This window comes from Nocardioides sp. dk884, from assembly GCF_009557055.1.
GTDB lineage: Bacteria > Actinomycetota > Actinomycetes > Propionibacteriales > Nocardioidaceae > Nocardioides.
Window position 1 is genome coordinate 2,206,930 of sequence record NZ_CP045649.1, and the last position, 16,926, is coordinate 2,223,855.

At 71.5% G+C, this 16,926-nt stretch carries 17 protein-coding genes; 5 read left to right on the plus strand and 12 right to left on the minus strand.

Annotated features, from left to right (window positions below):
• Positions 1–110 precede the first annotated feature (110 nt).
• Positions 111–2,189, minus strand: a complete 2,079-nt coding sequence (locus tag GFH29_RS10705) for an acyl-CoA dehydrogenase (RefSeq protein WP_153323508.1) — start codon at positions 2,187–2,189, stop codon at positions 111–113.
• Positions 2,190–2,271: 82 nt separating this feature from the next.
• On the opposite strand from GFH29_RS10705, the gene GFH29_RS10710 reads away from it, so the two are divergent.
• The gene (locus tag GFH29_RS10710; RefSeq protein ID WP_153325739.1) at positions 2,272–2,925 is read left to right on the plus strand and encodes a class I SAM-dependent methyltransferase; all 654 of its coding nucleotides are present in this window, start codon (positions 2,272–2,274) and stop codon (positions 2,923–2,925) included.
• Here the strand turns inward: GFH29_RS10710 and GFH29_RS10715 are convergent.
• From GFH29_RS10715 to GFH29_RS10725, 3 genes are read right to left on the minus strand one after another with little or no spacing between them, the layout of a single operon-like run.
• Complete coding sequence (locus tag GFH29_RS10715) at positions 2,893–4,020, minus strand: prenyltransferase (RefSeq protein WP_153323510.1); 1,128 nt, start codon at positions 4,018–4,020, stop codon at positions 2,893–2,895. The genes GFH29_RS10710 and GFH29_RS10715 overlap by 33 nt on opposite strands.
• A complete protein-coding gene (locus tag GFH29_RS10720) occupies positions 4,013–4,738 on the minus strand; it encodes a class I SAM-dependent methyltransferase (RefSeq protein ID WP_153323512.1) in 726 nt (241 codons plus the stop codon). Before GFH29_RS10720 ends, GFH29_RS10715 begins: the two co-directional genes overlap by 8 nt.
• Positions 4,725–5,990, minus strand: a complete 1,266-nt coding sequence (locus GFH29_RS10725; RefSeq protein WP_153323514.1) for a glycosyltransferase family 4 protein — start codon at positions 5,988–5,990, stop codon at positions 4,725–4,727. Before GFH29_RS10725 ends, GFH29_RS10720 begins: the two co-directional genes overlap by 14 nt.
• Before the next feature lie 197 nt (positions 5,991–6,187).
• Between GFH29_RS10725 and GFH29_RS10730 the strand changes: the two genes are divergently transcribed.
• Positions 6,188–6,793 (plus strand): TetR family transcriptional regulator, encoded by a 606-nt coding sequence (locus GFH29_RS10730; protein WP_153323516.1) that lies wholly within the window; start codon positions 6,188–6,190, stop codon positions 6,791–6,793.
• Between the two features lie 25 nt (positions 6,794–6,818).
• On the opposite strand, the gene GFH29_RS10735 is transcribed toward GFH29_RS10730, so the two are convergent.
• The 5 genes from GFH29_RS10735 to GFH29_RS10755 are packed head-to-tail and all read right to left on the minus strand — an operon-like array spanning position 6,819 to position 10,204.
• Positions 6,819–7,322 (minus strand): pyridoxamine 5'-phosphate oxidase family protein, encoded by a 504-nt coding sequence (locus GFH29_RS10735; protein ID WP_153323518.1) that lies wholly within the window; start codon positions 7,320–7,322, stop codon positions 6,819–6,821.
• A 37-nt stretch (positions 7,323–7,359) separates the two neighbouring features.
• The gene (locus GFH29_RS10740) at positions 7,360–8,118 is read right to left on the minus strand and encodes a glucose 1-dehydrogenase (RefSeq protein ID WP_153323520.1); all 759 of its coding nucleotides are present in this window, start codon (positions 8,116–8,118) and stop codon (positions 7,360–7,362) included.
• Positions 8,115–9,029, minus strand: a complete 915-nt coding sequence (locus GFH29_RS10745) for a 3-oxoacyl-ACP reductase (protein ID WP_228387426.1) — start codon at positions 9,027–9,029, stop codon at positions 8,115–8,117. The genes GFH29_RS10740 and GFH29_RS10745 overlap by 4 nt, the downstream gene beginning before the upstream one ends.
• A 4-nt stretch (positions 9,030–9,033) precedes the next feature.
• Entirely contained in the window at positions 9,034–9,225 is a 192-nt protein-coding gene (locus tag GFH29_RS10750; protein ID WP_153323522.1) for a ferredoxin, read from the minus strand.
• Positions 9,226–9,235: 10 nt separating this feature from the next.
• A complete protein-coding gene (locus GFH29_RS10755; RefSeq protein WP_194289549.1) occupies positions 9,236–10,204 on the minus strand; it encodes an NAD(P)/FAD-dependent oxidoreductase in 969 nt (322 codons plus the stop codon).
• Between the two features lie 140 nt (positions 10,205–10,344).
• Between GFH29_RS10755 and GFH29_RS10760 the strand changes: the two genes are divergently transcribed.
• The gene (locus tag GFH29_RS10760; protein ID WP_153323524.1) at positions 10,345–11,022 is read left to right on the plus strand and encodes an ion channel; all 678 of its coding nucleotides are present in this window, start codon (positions 10,345–10,347) and stop codon (positions 11,020–11,022) included.
• Position 11,023: 1 nt separating this feature from the next.
• On the opposite strand, the gene GFH29_RS10765 is transcribed toward GFH29_RS10760, so the two are convergent.
• A complete protein-coding gene (locus GFH29_RS10765; protein ID WP_153323526.1) occupies positions 11,024–11,413 on the minus strand; it encodes an MmcQ/YjbR family DNA-binding protein in 390 nt (129 codons plus the stop codon).
• A gap of 18 nt (positions 11,414–11,431) precedes the next feature.
• On the minus strand, positions 11,432–12,721 hold the full coding sequence (locus GFH29_RS10770; protein WP_228387427.1) for an MFS transporter: 1,290 nt from the start codon (positions 12,719–12,721) through the stop codon (positions 11,432–11,434).
• A gap of 141 nt (positions 12,722–12,862) precedes the next feature.
• On the opposite strand from GFH29_RS10770, the gene GFH29_RS10775 reads away from it, so the two are divergent.
• On the plus strand, positions 12,863–13,429 hold the full coding sequence (locus GFH29_RS10775; protein ID WP_194288927.1) for a DUF1707 SHOCT-like domain-containing protein: 567 nt from the start codon (positions 12,863–12,865) through the stop codon (positions 13,427–13,429).
• A 36-nt stretch (positions 13,430–13,465) separates the two neighbouring features.
• Here GFH29_RS10775 and uvrB read toward each other — a convergent pair whose 3' ends face one another.
• Positions 13,466–15,589 carry an excinuclease ABC subunit UvrB gene (gene uvrB / locus GFH29_RS10780; RefSeq protein WP_153323530.1) on the minus strand — a complete coding sequence of 708 codons (2,124 nt, stop codon included), beginning with the start codon at positions 15,587–15,589 and terminating at the stop codon, positions 13,466–13,468.
• 73 nt (positions 15,590–15,662) lie between these two features.
• Between uvrB and GFH29_RS10785 the strand changes: the two genes are divergently transcribed.
• A complete protein-coding gene (locus GFH29_RS10785) occupies positions 15,663–16,922 on the plus strand; it encodes a phospholipase D-like domain-containing protein (protein ID WP_228387428.1) in 1,260 nt (419 codons plus the stop codon).
• Positions 16,923–16,926 lie beyond the last annotated feature (4 nt).

A 16,926-nucleotide genomic window follows, 5' to 3' on the forward strand; every position in this document is an offset into this window, starting at 1 on the left:
GTCGGCCCGTATGGCGAACCCGTCCACAGCCGATGTGGAGAACGCCGCCATGAGCGCCGACTCGCGCCGCCATGAGCGCCGACTCGCGCCGCCACGGGGGCCGAATCGGGTCAGCGGGGCAGGCCGAGGATCCGCTCGCCCGCGACGTTGCGCAGGATCTGGGTGGTGCCGCCGGCGATCGAGAGGCAGCGGGTGCTGAGCATCTCCCACAGGTCCGCGCGCAGCTGGTCGTCGGGGACCACGAGCCGGTCTGCCTGCAGCGCGACGACGAGCTCGGAGCCCTCCTGACGGCTGCGGACGCCGAGCAGCTTGGCCACCGACGACTCCGGGCCCGGACCACGACCGGCGAGCGAGCGCATCACGGTGCGTACGCCGAGCAGCGAGCACACGGTCGCCAGGGCGACGGCGCGGCCCACCTTCACCAGCTCGGCCTCGCCCACGCCCGCCGCCGCGAGCTCCACGGCGCGCTCGGTGCTCTTGCCCAGCCGGCTGGAGGCCATCGCGACCCGCTCGTTGGCGAGCGTGGTGCGGGCCAGGCGCCAGCCGTCGCCCGGCTCGGCGACCACGCAGTCGTCGGGCACGAAGACGTCGTCGAGGAACACCTCGTTGAACAGCGCGTCGCCGGTCATCTCCCGCAGCGGGCGGATCTCGATGCCCGGCGAGCGCCGCATGTCGACCAGGAAGTAGGTGATGCCGCGGTGCTGCGGGGCGTCGGGGTCGGTGCGCGCCAAGCAGATGCCCCAGTCGGCCTTCTGCGCCCCGGAGGTCCACACCTTCTGCCCGGTCAGCCGCCAGCCGCCGTCCACCCGCTCCGCGCGGGTGCGCAGCGAGGCCAGGTCGGAGCCGGCACCGGGCTCGGAGAACAGCTGGCACCACACCAGCTCGCCGAGCAGCGAGGGCGGCACGAACCGCTCCCGCTGGGCGTCGGTGCCGTGCTCGAGGATCGTGGGGACCGCCCATCCGGCGATCACCAGGTCCGGGCGCTCGACGCCGGCGCGGGTCAGCTCCTGGTCGATGACCAGCTGCTGCACCGCGTCCGCTCCCAGGCCGTACGGCGCGGGCCAGTGCGGCGTGAGGTAGCCGCTGTCGACCAGCGCGGCCCGGCGCTCGGGCCCGCTCAGCGCGGCGATCCGCTCGGCGGTCTCGCGGGCCTGCGGACGCAGCGGCTCGTCGCGGCCGTCGAGGTCGACCTCGACCACGCGGCGCTCGCCGGCGACCGCGCGGGACGCGAGCCGCACCGCCGCCGCGTCGCCGGAGCCGAGCAGCCCGCGCAGCGCGCTCGCGCGGCGGTAGTAGAAGTGCGCGTCGTGCTCGAAGGTGAAGCCGATGCCGCCGAGCACCTGGATGCAGGACTTCGCCACCTCCAACGCTGCGTCGAAGGCGACGGTGGCCGCCACGTCGCTGGCGTAGCTCCACTGCGCGTCGTCGCCGGACTGCGCGGCGTTCGCGACGTCCCAGGCCACGCTGGTGAGCGCCTCGGCGTGCTCGAGCATCTCCGCGCACAGATGCTTGACGGCCTGGAAGCTGCCGATCTTGCGGCCGAACTGCTCACGGACCTTCGCGTAGTCGACAGCGGTCGCTAGGCACCAGCGGGCCAGGCCGGCGGCCTCCGCGGCGCCCAGCGTCACCGCGGCGCGCCGGACCCGCTCGCGGCTGAGCCCGGGCACCGGGACCGCCCGCGTCTCGTCGACCAGCCGCGCGGTGCCGAAGCGCCGGGTCAGGTCGATGCCGGGGGCCCCGAGGATGATCTCGACGGCGTCGCGCGGCGCGAGCACCCAGGCGTCCGACGACGTCGCGAGCAGCACGTGGGTGGCCTGCGGCGCGTCCCAGACGATGTCACCGAGCGCCAGGCCGACGACCGCGCCCTCGGCCAGGGTCGCGGCATGCTCGGTCGGGCCGAGGAGCAGCGCCGCGACCGCCGGCCCGAGCAGCGCGCCCGGCACCAGCTCGTGGGCGCACGCCTCGATCGCCACCGCCACGTCGAGCACGGTGCCGCCTCCGCCGCCCGCGGCCTCGGGCAGCCCGATCGTGGTGATGCCCATCTCCTGGGCAGCCGACCAGACCCCGGCGAAGGCCGCGTCCTCGGCTCCCTCAGCGGCGCGCGCGAGGTCGCACCCGCCCAGGGACGAGGCCCACTTGCGCAGCGTGGCCGCGAGCTCGACGTGGTCCTCGGAGATCCCGATCGACATGCTTCGACCTTCCCGTGCGACGGACCCACGGCCCGCCAAAGTAGAACGTGTTCTGACTCTATAGTCTGCCGGCGTGACCTCGATGCCCGCCGACCTGCTCGACCACGCCCGCGCAGCCAAGGGCTTCATGCCCGAGGACGAGGGCCTGTTGCTTCACCGTGCCGCGTGCGAGCGTCTCGTGCACGGTCCGGTCCTGGAGGTCGGGACGTACTGCGGGAAGTCGGCGATCTACCTCGGCGCCGCGGCCCGCGAGGTGGGCGGTCCGCAGGCGGTCGTGTTCACCGTCGACCACCACCGCGGGTCCGAGGAGAACCAGGCGGGCTGGGAGCACCACGACCCGACGCTGGTCGAGGCCGAGACCGGCCTGATGGACACCCTCCCGGTGTTTCGCCGCACGATCGCGCGCGCCGGGCTGGAGGAGCAGGTGGTCGCCGTCGTCGGGCGCAGCACCACCGTCAGCGCCCACTGGCGCACCCCGCTGTCGCTGCTGTTCATCGACGGCGGGCACGCCGAGGAGCACGCGCAGAACGACTACTCCGGCTGGGCGCACTGGCTGATGCCGGGCGGGCTGCTGGTCATCCACGACGTGTTCCCCGACCCCGCCGACGGCGGCCAGCCGCCGTACCACGTGTTCCTGCGCGCGCTGGCCAGCGGCGCCTTCACCGAGGTCGAGGCGGTCGGCTCGATGCGGGTGCTGCGCCGCTCAGCCGGCGTGGCCGGGGATCCCGTCGGCTGAGACCTCCGGCGAGGGGCAACCGCATTCCAGAGCCAGCTCGCCGAAGTGCGGGGCCAGCGAGGAGCCGCGCATGATCCCCGATCCCGGCGTGCTGTGGCCGTAGGTCTCCCCCAGCGCGTCGGCGGCGAGCACCACCGCGGCGGCGGTGTAGGTCGTCCACTCCGGCGGCCAGTTGACGTCGTCGCCGTAGACCCAGCCGGTCCAGTACTTGCCGTCCTCGGCGCGCAGGTGCTGCATGTCGGCGAACAGCTGCTTGGCCCGCGCGTGGTCGCCGAGGTTGTCCAGGGCCATCACCAGCTCGCAGGTCTCCGCACCGGTGACCCAGGGGTTGGTGTCGACGCAGAGGATGCCGAGGCCGGGGCGCACGAAGTGCTCCCACTTGGCGTCGATCATCGCCAGGCCGTCGGCGCCGCCGACCGCCCCGCCGAGGACCGGGTAGTACCAGTCCATCGAGTGCTTGGCCTTGTCGAGGAACAGGTCGCGGTGCTCGCGCAGCGCGTGGCCGAGCCGGCCGCCGGCGAGCTCCCACTCCGGCTGCGGGTCGCCGAGCAGGTCCGCGAGCGCCACCCCGGCGCGCAGCGACTGGTAGATGCTGGAGGACCCGGCCAGCAGTGCGCCTTCCTCCTCCGGCGTCCAGTTGATCCCGCCGAACGCCAGCTGCTGGGAGACCACCCAGTCCAGCCCGGCGCGCACCGAGTCCCAGTGCCGGCGTACGAAGGCGATGTCGGAGCGGACCAGCCAGTGGTGCCACAGCCCCACCGCGAAGTACGCCGACATGTTGACCTCGCCGCGCGGGTCCTCGACCTCGCCGCCGACGATCTTCATCGGCCACGAGCCGTCGGCGCGCTGCATGGTGGGCACCCAGTCGTAGGCCCGCTCGGCGGCCTCGACCTGGCCGCCCACGAGCATCGCCATCGCGGCCTCGACGTGGTTCCAGATGTCGGTGTGCTCGCCGGTCGTCCACGGCACCGATCCGCAGGGCTCCTGCATCCGCGCGATCGACGCCGCGGTCTCGGCCACGTCGGCGGCGGTCAGGACGCCCTGCACCCACGGCACCCGGGCGAGGTCGACGGGCGAGGTGGGCCCCTCAGGCATCGGCGGCGTCGGGCTTGCGGAAGTACAGCACCATGCTCTTGCCGATCAGCGGGTCGAGGACCTTGCCGGCCAGCCGCAGCGCCTTGGGCTGCTTCATGATCTCCCACACCAGGAGCTTGTGGTAGGCGCGGGCGAGCGGGTGCTCGTCGTTCTCGACACCGACCGCGCACTTGATCCACCAGTACGGCGAGTGCAGGCCGTGGGCGTAGTCGCGGCTCTCGAACTCCAGACCGGCCTTGGTGACCTTGTCGGTCAGCTCCTTGTCGGTGTAGATGCGGATGTGGCCGCCCTCGACGTTGTGGTAGTCGTCGGAGAGCTTCCAGTTGACGATCTCGGGGAACCAGCGCGGCACGGAGACCGCGAGGGTGCCGCCCGGGCGCAGCACGCGCACCAGCTCCTGGATCGCCTGGATGTCGGCCGGGATGTGCTCGAGCACCTCCGCGGCGACGATGCGGTCGAACTCGCCGTCGGCGAACGGCAGCGCCAGCGCGTCACCCTCCTTGACGTCGGCCTCGGCGCCGGCCGGCACCTCGCCGGCCTCCTTCATCGCCACGAACAGCTCGCGCACCTTGGCCAGCTCATCGGCGTCCATGTCGAAGGCGATCACGTCGCCGCCGCGGCGGTACATCTCGAAGGCGTGGCGCCCGGCGCCGCAGCCCATGTCGAGGACACGGTCGCCGGGGCGCAGCCCGAGGCGTTCGAAATCAACTGTCAGCATCGGTGTGCTCCTCCTGCTCGCGCCGGTACTCGGCGATGACGTCCTCGTAGGCGGCGGCGACCTTGACGGCCACCGCGCGCCAGCTGAACAGCTCCTCGACGCGCTTGCGACCGGCGCGTCCCATCCGCTCGCGGCGCTCGGGGTCGTCGAGCAGCGCGGCGATCGCCGCGCCGAGCTCGCCCACGTCGCCGGGCGTGACCAGGTCGGCGCACTCGCCGTCCGGGCCGACGACCTCGGGGATCGCGCCGGCGCGGGAGACCACCAGCGGGGTCGCGCACGCCATCAGCTCGGCGGTGGGCAGCGAGAAGCCCTCGTAGAGCGAGGGCACGCAGGCAAGCTCCGCCGAGCCCATCAGCTCGACCAGCTCGGCGTCGCTGACACCGGAGACGAACCGGACCGAGTCGGTGATGGCGAGCTTGTCGATGAGCTTCTCGGTGCGACCGCCCGGACGCGGCTTGGTGACCAGCACCAGCTCCAGGTCGCGCTCGGTGCGCAGCTTGGCGAACGCCTCGAGCAGCGTGGAGATGCCCTTCATCGGGGCGTCGGCGCTGGCCATCGCCAGGATCCGCCCCGGCACCCGCGGCTTCGTCGGCGGCACGAACCCGTCGTCGACGCCGAGCAGGATGACCTGCATCCGGGCCGGGTCGACGCCGAAGTCCTTCGCGATGTCGCGCTTGGACGCCTCCGAGGGCGTCATGATCCGGCGGGCGGCGCGCGCGACCTTGGCCTGCATCCGCAGGAAGCCGTACCAGCGCCACAGCGTGAACTTGCGCCACGGGTTGCGGGTCTGGGCGATGTCGATGCGCCGGTCGAAGGTGATCGGGTGGTGCAGCGTGGTGATCAGCGGCAGGCCGAGCTTCTCGATCTCGAGCATGCCGTAGCCCAGGACCTGGTTGTCGTGGACGATGTCGAAGTCCTCGACGCGGTCCTCGAGCAGCCGGGCGGCGCGCAGGCTGAAGGTCTTGGGCTCGGGGAACCCCGCGATGCACATCGTGGCAAACTCCTCCACGTCGATGCGGTCGCGGAACTCGCGCAGCTTCGGCACCCGGAACGGGTCCGGCTGGCGGTAGAGGTCGAGGCTCGGCACCTTGGTCAGCGTGACGCCGGGGTGGTCGAGCTCGGGGTAGGGCTGGCCGGAGATGACCTCGACCTGGTGGCCGAGGTTGGCCAGCTCCCGACTCAGGTGGCGCAGGTAGATGCCCTGACCTCCGGTGTGGGGATGGCTGCGGTAGGACAGCATCGCGATCCGCACACTGTGGCCTTTCTCGAGGTGATCACCGGGACTCGCCGCGACCAGCAGCGCAGGTGCGCCTCGAGCCCAGCAAAGTAGAACGTGTTCCTATCATGGTCTACGCATTGGTAGCCTAGGGGACGCCACGGCGGCGCCGAGCCCGGCCCCGCGACGTACGCCACATCCCGATCCACCACAACCCAGCAAGGGGTAGTCCCGTGAGCAGCGCCAACTCGCTGAGTGTCGAGGAGCTCGGATCCGCAGCCCAGCGCGACCGGCGCAAGCGGATCCTCGACGCGACGATCGAGCTCGCCTCCCAGGGCGGTTTCGACGCCGTGCAGATGCGAGCGGTCGCCGAGCGCGCCGACGTCGCCCTCGGCACGCTGTATCGCTACTTCCCCTCCAAGATCCACCTGCTGGTATGCGCGCTGAGCCGCGAGCTCGAGCGCGCCGAGCTGGTGCTCCGCGACCGTCCGGCCGTCGGCGACACCCCGGCGGAGCGGGTCATCAACATCTTGAAGCGGACCAGCCGCGGCATGCAGGGCGACTCCCACCTGACCGAGGCGCTGACCCGGGCGTTCATGTTCGCCGATGCCTCGGTGGCCCAGGAGATCCACGGGGTCGGCATGATCCTGACCCGCATGATGACCCGGGCGATGCACCCGGGCCGCGAGGAGTTCACCGAGGACGACGTCGCGATCGCCCGGGTGCTCGGCGACGTGTGGCTCTCCGCGCTCGTCGCCTGGGTGACCGGGCGCACCAGCGCCGAGCAGACCGCCCGCCACATCGAGGTCGCGGTCAACCTGCTGCTGCGCGAGCACTGAGCACCCGGCCCCACCGGCCCATGCCTCAGACGGTGACCGAGGCCGCCGTCGTACCGCCGAGCTCCATGGCCGGCAGCCCGAGCTTGCGGTGGTCCCAGCTGCGCACCCGGTCGACGTCGAGGCGTACGACGACCCGGTTGTGGGTCATCGTCTCCACGAACGGGCGCAGCTCCTCGGAGTAGGGGCCGTTGTAGCGCTCGAAGACGTTGACGCACACCTTCCACAACAGCTCGGGGTCGTCCTCGACGACCACGCCGGTGCCCTCGAGCGCGACGCCGCGCAGCTGGTCGTAGGTCTGCCCGGCCTCCACCAGGAAGCTCATCCGCCCGTCGCGACGCAGGTTGAGCGCCTTCTGCGACTTGCCCTTGGTCTCGAGATAGATCGTGCCGTCGAGGTGGGCGTACCACATCGCGACCAGGTGGACGGCGCCCTGAGCGCCGACGGTCGCGACGGTGGCGTTGCGCTGCTCGGTGAGGAAGTCCTCGATCTCCTGGTCGGTCATGACGATCTGGCTGCGCTGCTTGGCCATCGGGCAGGGGGCTCCTGTCGGGGGTGGGGGGTGGGGCTCAGCCGCCGAAGGCGTGCGTCGCGGTGACGCCGCCGTCCACGGAGATCTCGGCGCCGTTGATGTAGGCGCTCTCCTCGCTGGCGAGGAAGACGTAGAGGGGTGCGACGTCGCCGGGCTGGCCCACCCGGCGCAGGGGGACACGGGAGGCGCCGTACTCCATCGCGGCGTCGCCGCCGTGCACCCGCGTCATCGGGGTGTCGATCATGCCGGGGTGCACCGAGTTGACCCGGATGCCCTGGGGCCCGAGCTCCATCGCCGCGCACTTCGTCATCCCGCGGATCGCCCACTTGGTCGCGGCGTACGCCGTGCAGCCGGCCATGCCGGCCAGCCCCTCGACGGAGGAGGCGTTGACGATGGCGCCGCCGCCCTGCTCGCGCATGGTCGGCACCACCGCCTGCATCCCGAGGAAGCAGCCGAGCTGGTTGACCCGGAACAGCGTCTCCACCTCGGTGACCGGCATCGAGTCGATCTGCCCGAAGCGCAGGATGCCGGCGTTGTTGGCCAGCACCGAGACCGCGCCGAAGCGGCGCGCGGTCTCCTCGACCACGCTCACCCAGGAGGCGGCGTCGCCGACGTCGTGGTGGACGAAGTGGGCGGACTCCCCCAGCGAGGCAGCCAGCTCCTGCCCGGCGTCCTTGGCCACGTCGGCGAGCACGACCCGGGCGCCCTCCTCGACGTAGGCGCGCGCGATCGCGGCGCCCTGGCCCATGGCCGCGCCGGTGACGATCGCGACCTTGCCGGCCAGCCGGCCGGTCACGGCTCGAGCGCCATGATCGAGTCCGCGGAGAACCCGCGGGCCGGGTCGCGGCCCACGAAGTGGGAGCCGACCTGCTTGTCGAGGTCGGCGAGGTCCCACACGGCCCCGCTCTTGTCGAAGCGCTGCTCGACGACGGGCGGTGCGACCAGGGCGACCATCCCGCCGTAGACGACGAAGACCTGCCCGGTGATCGTGTCGGCCGCCGGCGAGGCGAGGTAGGCCACGACCGGGGCGACGTGGGCGGGCGAGTACGGGTCGACCTCGGCGCCGGACTCGTCGGCACCGAAGACCTCCGCGGTCATCGCGGTGCGGGCGCGCGGGCAGATCGCGTTGGCTCGCACCCCGATCCGCTCCAAGCCGCGAGCGGTGGACATGGTCAGCGCGACGATGCCGGCCTTGGCGGCGGCGTAGTTGGGCTGTCCGGGCGGTCCGGCGAGGAACGCCTCCGAGGCGGTGTTGACGACCCGCCCGTAGACCGGCGCGCCGGTCTGCTTGGCCACCCCGCGCCAGTACGCCGCGGCGTTGCGCGAGAGCAGGAAGTGCCCGCGCAGGTGGACGCGGATGATCGCGTCCCACTCCTCGTCGCTCATGTTGAACAGCATCCGGTCGCGGGTCATGCCGGCGTTGTTGACGACCACGTCGAGGGAGCCGAAGCCGTCGACCGCCGCGGCGAGCATCGCGTCGGCGGTGCTGCGCTCGGCGACGTCGCCCTCGACCACGCGCACCTGCCCGCCGCGCGCGCGGACCTCCGCGGCCACCTCGTCGGCGGCACCGGGGAGGTCGTTGAGCACCAGCTGTGCGCCGGCGTCGGCGAGGGCCAACGCCTCGGCGCGGCCGAGCCCGGCACCGGCGCCGGTCACGACGGCGACCCGGCCGTCGAGGGAGAGTCGGGGATCCAGTGGAGCAGGCACGCGCTCAGCCCTCCAGGGTGATCGCCGCGCGCGGGCAGGCCGCGGCGGCGCGCTTGACGTGGTCGACGTTGTCCGACGTCGTCTCCTCTGCCTTGAGCTGGAGGAAGTCGTCGTCGTCGAGCTCGAACACCTCGGGGGCCATCGCCTCGCAGAGTCCGTTGGACTCGCACAGGTCGAAGTCGACCTTGATCCTCATCGTGGGTCTCCTAGCTTGCTTCACTCGAGTGACCGGGGAACACCTTGGCGCTCGGGTCGATCGCCACGGCAGCGTTGTTGACAGCTGTCGCCGCCTCGCCGAACCCGACGGCGATCAGTCGCACCTTGCCGGGGTAGTCGGTGACGTCGCCGGCCGCGAACACCCGCGGCAGGCTGGTGCGCATCGAGGGGTCGACGACCACGTGCCGCTTGGAGACCTCCAGGCCCCACTCCTGGATGGGCCCGAGGTCGGCGATGAAGCCGAGCGCGGCGACCACTGCCTGGGCGGGATGCGTGGTCGTCTCGCCGCCGATGACGACGTCGATCTCCTCGACCGTGCTCTCGCCGCGCAGGGCGCTGACCTCGGCGTTGGTCAGGATGCGCACCGAGGACGCCCGGACCTGCTCCACGGTGCGCGCGTGGGCGCGGAAGGCGTCACGGCGGTGCACCAGGGTCACCGAGGCCGCGATCGGCTCCAGGTGCAGCGCCCAGTCGAACGCGCTGTCGCCCCCGCCGACGATCACGACGTCGCGGCCGGCGTACGGCGCGAAGCTGGGGACGAAGAACTCCAGTCCACGACCGAGCCACCCCTCGCCGGCCGGCAGCGGCCGCGGGGAGAACCGACCGATGCCGGCGGTGATCAGCACCGCGCCGGCGCGCACCTGCGTGCCGTCGTCGAGCCCGACGCTGACGCCGTCGTCGTCGTGCTCGAGGGTCTGCGCGGTGCGCTCGAGGAGGTACTCGGGCTTGGCGGTGTTGGCCTGCTCGACCAGGCCTGCGACCAGGTCGCGCCCCTTGACCGAGGGGAAGCCGGCGATGTCGAGGATCTGCTTCTCGGGGTACATCGCGGTGACCTGGCCGCCGAGCTCGGGCAGCGAGTCGACCACCGCCGTCCGCAGCCCGCGGAAGCCCGCGTAGTAGGCGGCGAAGAGGCCGGTCGGGCCCGCGCCGATGATCAGGAGGTCTGTGTCCACGGTCACAACCGCGATCCTTCCCCTCCCCCGGTGAGGCCTCAAGACCCCACGCTGCGGTCCAGACGACCCATTTCTGCAACAGGTTCTAATTTAGCAGAGCGTGTCGCCGCCGTCACGCTTCGGCCGACTGCGCCTACCATCGCCGGGTGAGCGCCCCTTCCACGCCGAGCGTCCGCACCGTGCTGGGCACCCACCCCTCCGCCGTCCTGCTCGGCGCCCAACTGGTCGCCGTCCTCGCCTACCCCTTCCTCGACGACGCCGCCGCGGGCCGTGCCGTGCTGGGGGTCGTGCAGATGGCCGTCGTCCTCATCGCCGGCTGGGCCGTACGCCGCACGCCGGTGCTGAGCTGGGTGGCGGCGTGCTTCGGCGTGCCGGCGATGGCGTTCACGGTGGCCGAGGCGATCGCCCCGACCAGCGACTGGGTGATCCTGGTCTCCGCGCTGCTGCACGCGCCGTTCTACTTCTACGTCTCCTACGCGATGATCCGCTACCTCTTCCACGACGACCGGGTCACCCGTGACGAGCTCTACGCGACGGGTGCGGCGTTCACGGTGGTGGCCTGGGCCTTCGCCTACCTCTACGCCGCGGCGCAGGTCGTGTGGCCGGGTTCCTTCATCGGCGCCGAGGGCGGCGACGCGCGCGACTGGTTCGAGCTGCTCTACCTGTCCTTCTCGGTGCTCACCAGCGTCGGACTCTCCGACGTCGCGCCGGTCGCCGCGCACGCCCGCTCGATCGTGATGGTGGAGATGGTGACCGGCGTGCTCTACGTGGCGCTGGTGGTCTCACGCCTGGTCGGACTGACCGTCAGCCGTCGGACGTCGTGACCTACGCCGGACCGTGCGGTGCGCCCAGGTCGTCCCATCCGGCCGGGCGCAGGCGCGCGGGCAGGCCGACGACCACGAGCCGGTAGGACTCCTCGAGCGCCGCGACCAGCTCCTCGTCGGGGATCGCCCCGTCCAGGCGCAGGTCGTTCCAGCCGTTCCGACCGAGGTAGGGCATCACCGCGGCGTCCTCGGGATAGCGGTGCAGCCACTCGTCGGCCTCCTCGCGCGTCCGGGCGGACTTCACCCCGACCGCGTCGGCCTTCAGGAAGGCGAAGATCTTGCCGCGCTCCCCCGGCCCGACCTTGATCACCGGGTGCTCGTGGTCCCACGGGTTGTCGGCCCAGGCGCCGGGCATCGCCAGCGAGCGCGCGGTCAGCTCCTCGACGTCCATGCCCCGATCATCGCCGACTCAGAACGTCGCAGGCGCCTGCGTGCGCGCCGCGCCCAGTGCGGTGCGCGCCCTGCGGCGGTAGCGCCAGGTCTGGAGCAGACCCAGCGCCCAGAACGGGAACTGCACGCTCATCGCCCAGGTGAAGGCCTCGGGCGGGTAGTCGGTGCCACCGCCGGGGGTGCGCCAGTCGAGGACGACGCCGACCAGGATGACCAGCAGCAGGGTCGCGTAGAAGCCCGCCTGGTTGATGATCCCGGTGGCGCTGGCCAGCCGTTCGGCGGGGTTGGACGTGCGGCCGATGTCGAAGCCGATCACCGACGCGGGTCCGCCGACGGCCACCACCACCACGAGGACGACCAGCAGCCACATCGGGGCGTCCCCCGGCCAGGCGAGGACGACGGCCCAGGTCAGCGCCATCGTGGCGACCACTGTCAGCACGATCGTGGAGCGGTGCCAGGGGTTGTTGCCGATGTACCAGCCGATGACCGGTCCGGCGACGATGAAGGTGAGCACCATCAGCGACAGCAGCAGGCCGGCCTCGCCGGGCGTGCGACCCTCGCCCTTCACGAAGAACGGGTAGCCCCACAGCATGGACAGCAGGTTGGCGCTGAACGGCGTGCAGAAGTGCACCCAGAACCCCAGACGCGTCCCCGGCAGCCGCCAGGCCTCGACGAGCCCGCCGACCAGGGCGCGCGCCGACGTGCTGGGTCCACGGACGTGGCGTGCCTCGGGGCTGTCGCGCACGACGAGCAGCACCGCCACGCCGATCAGCAGACCGAGTGCCGCGGCGACCAGGTAGGCACGGGTCCAGCCCACGGTGCCCAGCGCCCAGGTCATCGGGGCCGCGGCGGCCAGGGCACCGAGCTGGCCGAACGTGCCGGTGAGCTGGGTGAACACCGGGATCCGGCGCACCGGGAACCAGCTGCTCACCACGCGCAGCACGCAGATGAACACCATGGCGTCGCCCGCCCCGACGACCACCCGCGCGAGGAGCGCGAGCGCATAGGAGTCGGCGAGCGCGAAGATCGTCTGGGCGGCGGTCATCAGGGCCAGGCCGGTGAGCAGCACGGTACGCGGACCGAAGCGGTCCACCAGGAGACCGACCGGCATCTGCATCAGCGCATAGACCAGCAGCTGGAGCATCGTGAACGTCGCCAGCTGCGCCGCGGAGATGTCGAAGCGCTCGCTGGCGGCCAGGCCGGCGACGGCCAGCGACGAGCGGTGGAAGACCGCCAGCACGTAGACGCTGAGAGCGACCGCCCAGACCGCGATGGATACCGCGAACCGCGGCGCTGGCTGGCCTGTCACCGCCTCATCGTAGGAGTCCTCGGTCGAGGCATTACTCGTTGCCCTCGGGATCGGACATCACCAGGTGTCCGGCGCCTATCGGCGGCGCGGCCATCCCGGCGATGGCGGGGGCAGCTGGTATCCGGTCCTACGATGGCTCGGGTGAGCACCGATGACCCCTGGGCGGGATTCAGCCTGGACCCGCGCCTCCCGCAGCACGCCGCCCTGCGGGCCTCGGACGCCGACCGCGCCGTCGTCCACCAGCTGCTCGGCCAGGCCTACGCCGACGGCCGCCTCGATCACGACGAGCTCGAGGAGCGCAGCACCGCCGCCGACGCGCTCAAGACCTACGGCGAGATTCCGGCCCTGGTCGTCGACCTGGTGCCGATGACCCTCACCGCCGGGTCCGGGCTCCCGGTCCCGATGCGCGCCGAGGACGTACGCCGCGAGGCGGTCCGGCGCTACGCGGCCGAGCGCCGCTCGGCGATCCTCGCCTTCATCGGCCCCACCCTCATCTGCTGGGCGGTCTGGGTGGCGACGTCCTTCGGCGGCGGCTCCTTCGAGCCGTACTTCCCGTGGCCGCTGATCGTCATGGCGGTCACGCTCGTCAACCTGCTGCGCGCCACCGTGGGTCGCCACGAGCGGATCGAGGAGCACGTGCGTCGCATCGAGCGGCAGCGGGCGAAGGCGTTGAAGCGGCAGCGCCGCGGCCTGCCGCCGGCGTACTGAGTCGGGTCCCGGCCGGCTCGCCCGCCGGGTCGAGAGCTACTTCGTCGCCTCGATCATCTGGCGCAGCTCCTTCTTGAGCTCGGAGATCTCATCGCGCAGCCGGGCGGCCACCTCGAACTGCAGCTCCGCGGCGGCGTTGCGCATCTGGTCGGTGAGGTCCTGGACCAGCTGGGCCAGGTCGGCGCTCGGCATGCCGGCGAGGTCGGCGGCGTGCTTGCCGGCGTCGGCCCCCAGCGCGGGGACCGGCTGCTTGGCCTTCACCCCGCCGGCGCGACCCTTGGCCTCGGTGCCGGCCCAGGTCTGCAGCAGCGCCTGGGTGTTCTCGTCCTCGCGGGCGAGCATGTCGGTGATGTCGGCGATCTTCTTGCGCAGCGGCGTCGGGTCGATGCCGTGGGCGGTGTTGTAGGCGACCTGCTTCTCGCGACGCCGGTTGGTCTCCTCGATCGCCTTCTCCATCGAGGGGGTGATCTTGTCGGCGTACATGTGCACCTGACCGGAGACGTTGCGCGCCGCGCGCCCGATCGTCTGGATCAGCGACTTGTCCGAGCGCAGGAACCCCTCCTTGTCGGCGTCGAGGATCGCGACCAACGACACCTCGGGCAGGTCGAGGCCCTCGCGGAGCAGGTTGATGCCGACCAGGACGTCGTACTCGCCGAGGCGCAGGTCGCGCAGCAGCTCGATGCGCTTGAGGGTGTCGACCTCGGAGTGCAGGTAGCGGGTGCGGATGCCGGCGTCGAGGAGGTAGTCGGTGAGGTCCTCGGACATCTTCTTGGTGAGCGTGGTGACCAGGACCCGCTCGTGACGCTCGGTGCGCAGCCGGATCTCGTGGATCAGGTCGTCGATCTGTCCCTTGGTCGGCTTGACCACGACCTCGGGGTCGATCAGGCCGGTCGGGCGGATGATCTGCTCGACGGTGTCGCCGCCGACCTTGTCGAGCTCGTAGTCGCCGGGGGTCGCGGAGAGGTAGATCGTCTGCCCGATGCGCTCGAGGAACTCCTCCCAGCGCAGCGGCCGGTTGTCCATCGCGCTGGGCAGGCGGAACCCGTGGTCGACCAGGTTGCGCTTGCGCGACATGTCGCCCTCGTACATCCCGCCGATCTGCGGGACCGCGACGTGGGACTCGTCCACGACGAGCACGAAGTCCTCGGGGAAGTAGTCGAGCAGGGTGTTGGGGGCGCTGCCGGGGGCGCGGCCGTCCATGTGCATCGAGTAGTTCTCGATGCCCGAGCAGGAGCCGACCTGGCGCATCATCTCGATGTCGTAGGTGGTGCGCATCCGCAGCCGCTGGGCCTCCAGCAGCTTGCCCTCGCGCTCGAACTTCGCGAGCTGCTGCTCGAGCTCGGCCTCGATGCCGGCGATCGCGCGCTCCATGCGCTCGGGGCCGGCGATGTAGTGCGAGGCCGGGAAGACGTGGAGCTCCTCGTCCTCGGTCAGCACCTCGCCGGTGACGGCGTGCAGCGTCATCAGCCGCTCGATCTCGTCGCCGAAGAACTCGATGCGCACGGCGTGCTCCTCATAGACCGGGAAGATCTCGAGGGTGTCGCCGCGGACCCGGAAGGTGCCGCGGGTGAAGGACATGTCGTTGCGGGTGTACTGGATCTCGACGAGGCGGCGCAGGATCGAGTCGCGGTCGTGCTCCTCGCCGACGCGCAGGCGCAGCATCCGGTCGACGTACTCCTGCGGGGTGCCGAGGCCGTAGATGCAGGAGACCGTCGAGACCACGATCACGTCGCGGCGGGTCAGCAGCGAGTTGGTCGCGCTGTGCCGCAGCCGCTCGACCTCCTCGTTGATCGAGGAGTCCTTCTCGATGTAGGTGTCGGTCTGCGGGACGTAGGCCTCGGGCTGGTAGTAGTCGTAGTAGCTGACGAAGTACTCGATGGCGTTGTCGGGGAACAGCTGGCGCAGCTCGTTGGCGAACTGTGCGGCGAGGGTCTTGTTGGGCTGGAGCACCAGCACCGGGCGCTGCACCTGCTCGGCCACCCACGCCACCGTGGCGGTCTTGCCGGTGCCGGTGGCGCCGAGCAGGACGATGTCTTGGACCCCGGCGTTGACCCGCTTGGTGATCTCCGCGATCGCCGACGGCTGGTCGCCGGAGGGTGAGTAGTCGGAGACGACCTTGAAGGGCGCCACGCGGCGTTCGAGATCGGTGACCGGTCGCATGACACCGAGCCTAGACGCGACCCCCCGACAACCTGGACGGGCGCTTCGTGGCGGCGTTGACTAGGTTGGCTCCGTGACGAGTCCCGCCGCGCGCACCGACCGCCTGTTGCTGATCCTGCGCAGGACGCTCGGCTCGTTGGTCGCCGCGCCGTTCGCGGTCGCGATCGCGATGTCGCTGGTCGACTCCTACCGCCGCCGCGGCAAGAAGCCGAAGCCGTTCCCGGTCACGCCGCCGCGCAGCGTGGACGTCGGCGACGGCACGATCACGACCTACACCTACGGCGCCGACCTCTACGCCGACATGCTCGCCGCCATCGAGGGCGCGAAGCGCCAGGTGCTGTTCGAGACCTACCTGTGGAAGGGCGACGAGGTCGGCGAGCGGTTCAAGCGCGCGCTGGCCGACGCCGCCCGGCGCGGCGTGGAGGTGTACTGCATCTACGACGGCTTCGGGAACCTCGTCGTCTCCCCGCGGTTCAAGCGCTTCCCGCGCCCCATGAAGGTCCTGCGCTTCCCGTCGTACGCCGCCGGCTGGCGCTTCTTCGACGTCACCCGCTACGGCCGCGACCACCGCAAGATCCTGGTGGTGGACGACTCCGAGGCGTTCGTGGGCGGCTACAACATCGGCTCGGCGTACGAGACCGAGTGGCGCGACACCCACATCCGGGTCACCGGCCCGGCGGTGTGGGACCTCAAGCGGGCCTTCGCCGACTTCTGGAACCTCAACCGCCGCCGGCGGCTGCGCGCCAGCGAGCCGCCGCTGCTGCTGGACACCGCCTCCACCTGGGAGCCGCAGATCCGGGTGCACCGCAACGTGCCCCGGCTGTGGATGTTCCCGATCCGCAACCTCTACCTCGAGGCGATCGCCCGCTCCTACCGGCGGGTCTGGCTGACCACCGCCTACTTCCTGCCCGACCAGGACTTCGTCGACACGCTCCGGACGGCGGCGCTGCGCGGGGTCGACGTGCGGCTCCTCGTGCCCCTGAAGTCCAACCACGTCGTGGCCGACTGGATCTCGCGCGGCTACTACAGCCAGCTGCTCGACGCCGGGGTGCGGATCTTCCGCTACCGCGACGCGATGGTCCACGCGAAGACCATGACCATCGACGGCAGCTGGAGCACGGTCGGCACCGCGAACATCGACCGGCTCAGCCTCCAGGGCAACTACGAGATCAACATCGAGATCTTCGACGAGGGCCTGGCGCAGAACCTGGAGGAGATCTTCTCCGTCGACCAGTCCCACTCCCTCGAGCTCACCGCGGGCGAGTGGGCCGCGCGCGACCTGCACCGCAAGTTCACCGAGTACGTGCTCGCCCCGCTGCGTCCGCTGCTCTGAGGCA

Coding starts and splice junctions, on each gene's coding strand:
- GFH29_RS10735 (WP_153323518.1), bottom strand. CDS start 7,322: ATGGCCAAGCAGCGCAGCCAGATCGTCATGACCGACCAGGAGATCGAG.
- GFH29_RS10750 (WP_153323522.1), bottom strand. CDS start 9,225: ATGAGGATCAAGGTCGACTTCGACCTGTGCGAGTCCAACGGACTCTGC.
- GFH29_RS10705 (WP_153323508.1), bottom strand. CDS start 2,189: ATGTCGATCGGGATCTCCGAGGACCACGTCGAGCTCGCGGCCACGCTG.
- GFH29_RS10710 (WP_153325739.1), top strand. CDS start 2,272: ATGCCCGCCGACCTGCTCGACCACGCCCGCGCAGCCAAGGGCTTCATG.
- GFH29_RS10765 (WP_153323526.1), bottom strand. CDS start 11,413: ATGGACGTCGAGGAGCTGACCGCGCGCTCGCTGGCGATGCCCGGCGCC.
- GFH29_RS10720 (WP_153323512.1), bottom strand. CDS start 4,738: ATGCTGACAGTTGATTTCGAACGCCTCGGGCTGCGCCCCGGCGACCGT.
- uvrB (WP_153323530.1), bottom strand. CDS start 15,589: ATGCGACCGGTCACCGATCTCGAACGCCGCGTGGCGCCCTTCAAGGTC.
- GFH29_RS10715 (WP_153323510.1), bottom strand. CDS start 4,020: ATGCCTGAGGGGCCCACCTCGCCCGTCGACCTCGCCCGGGTGCCGTGG.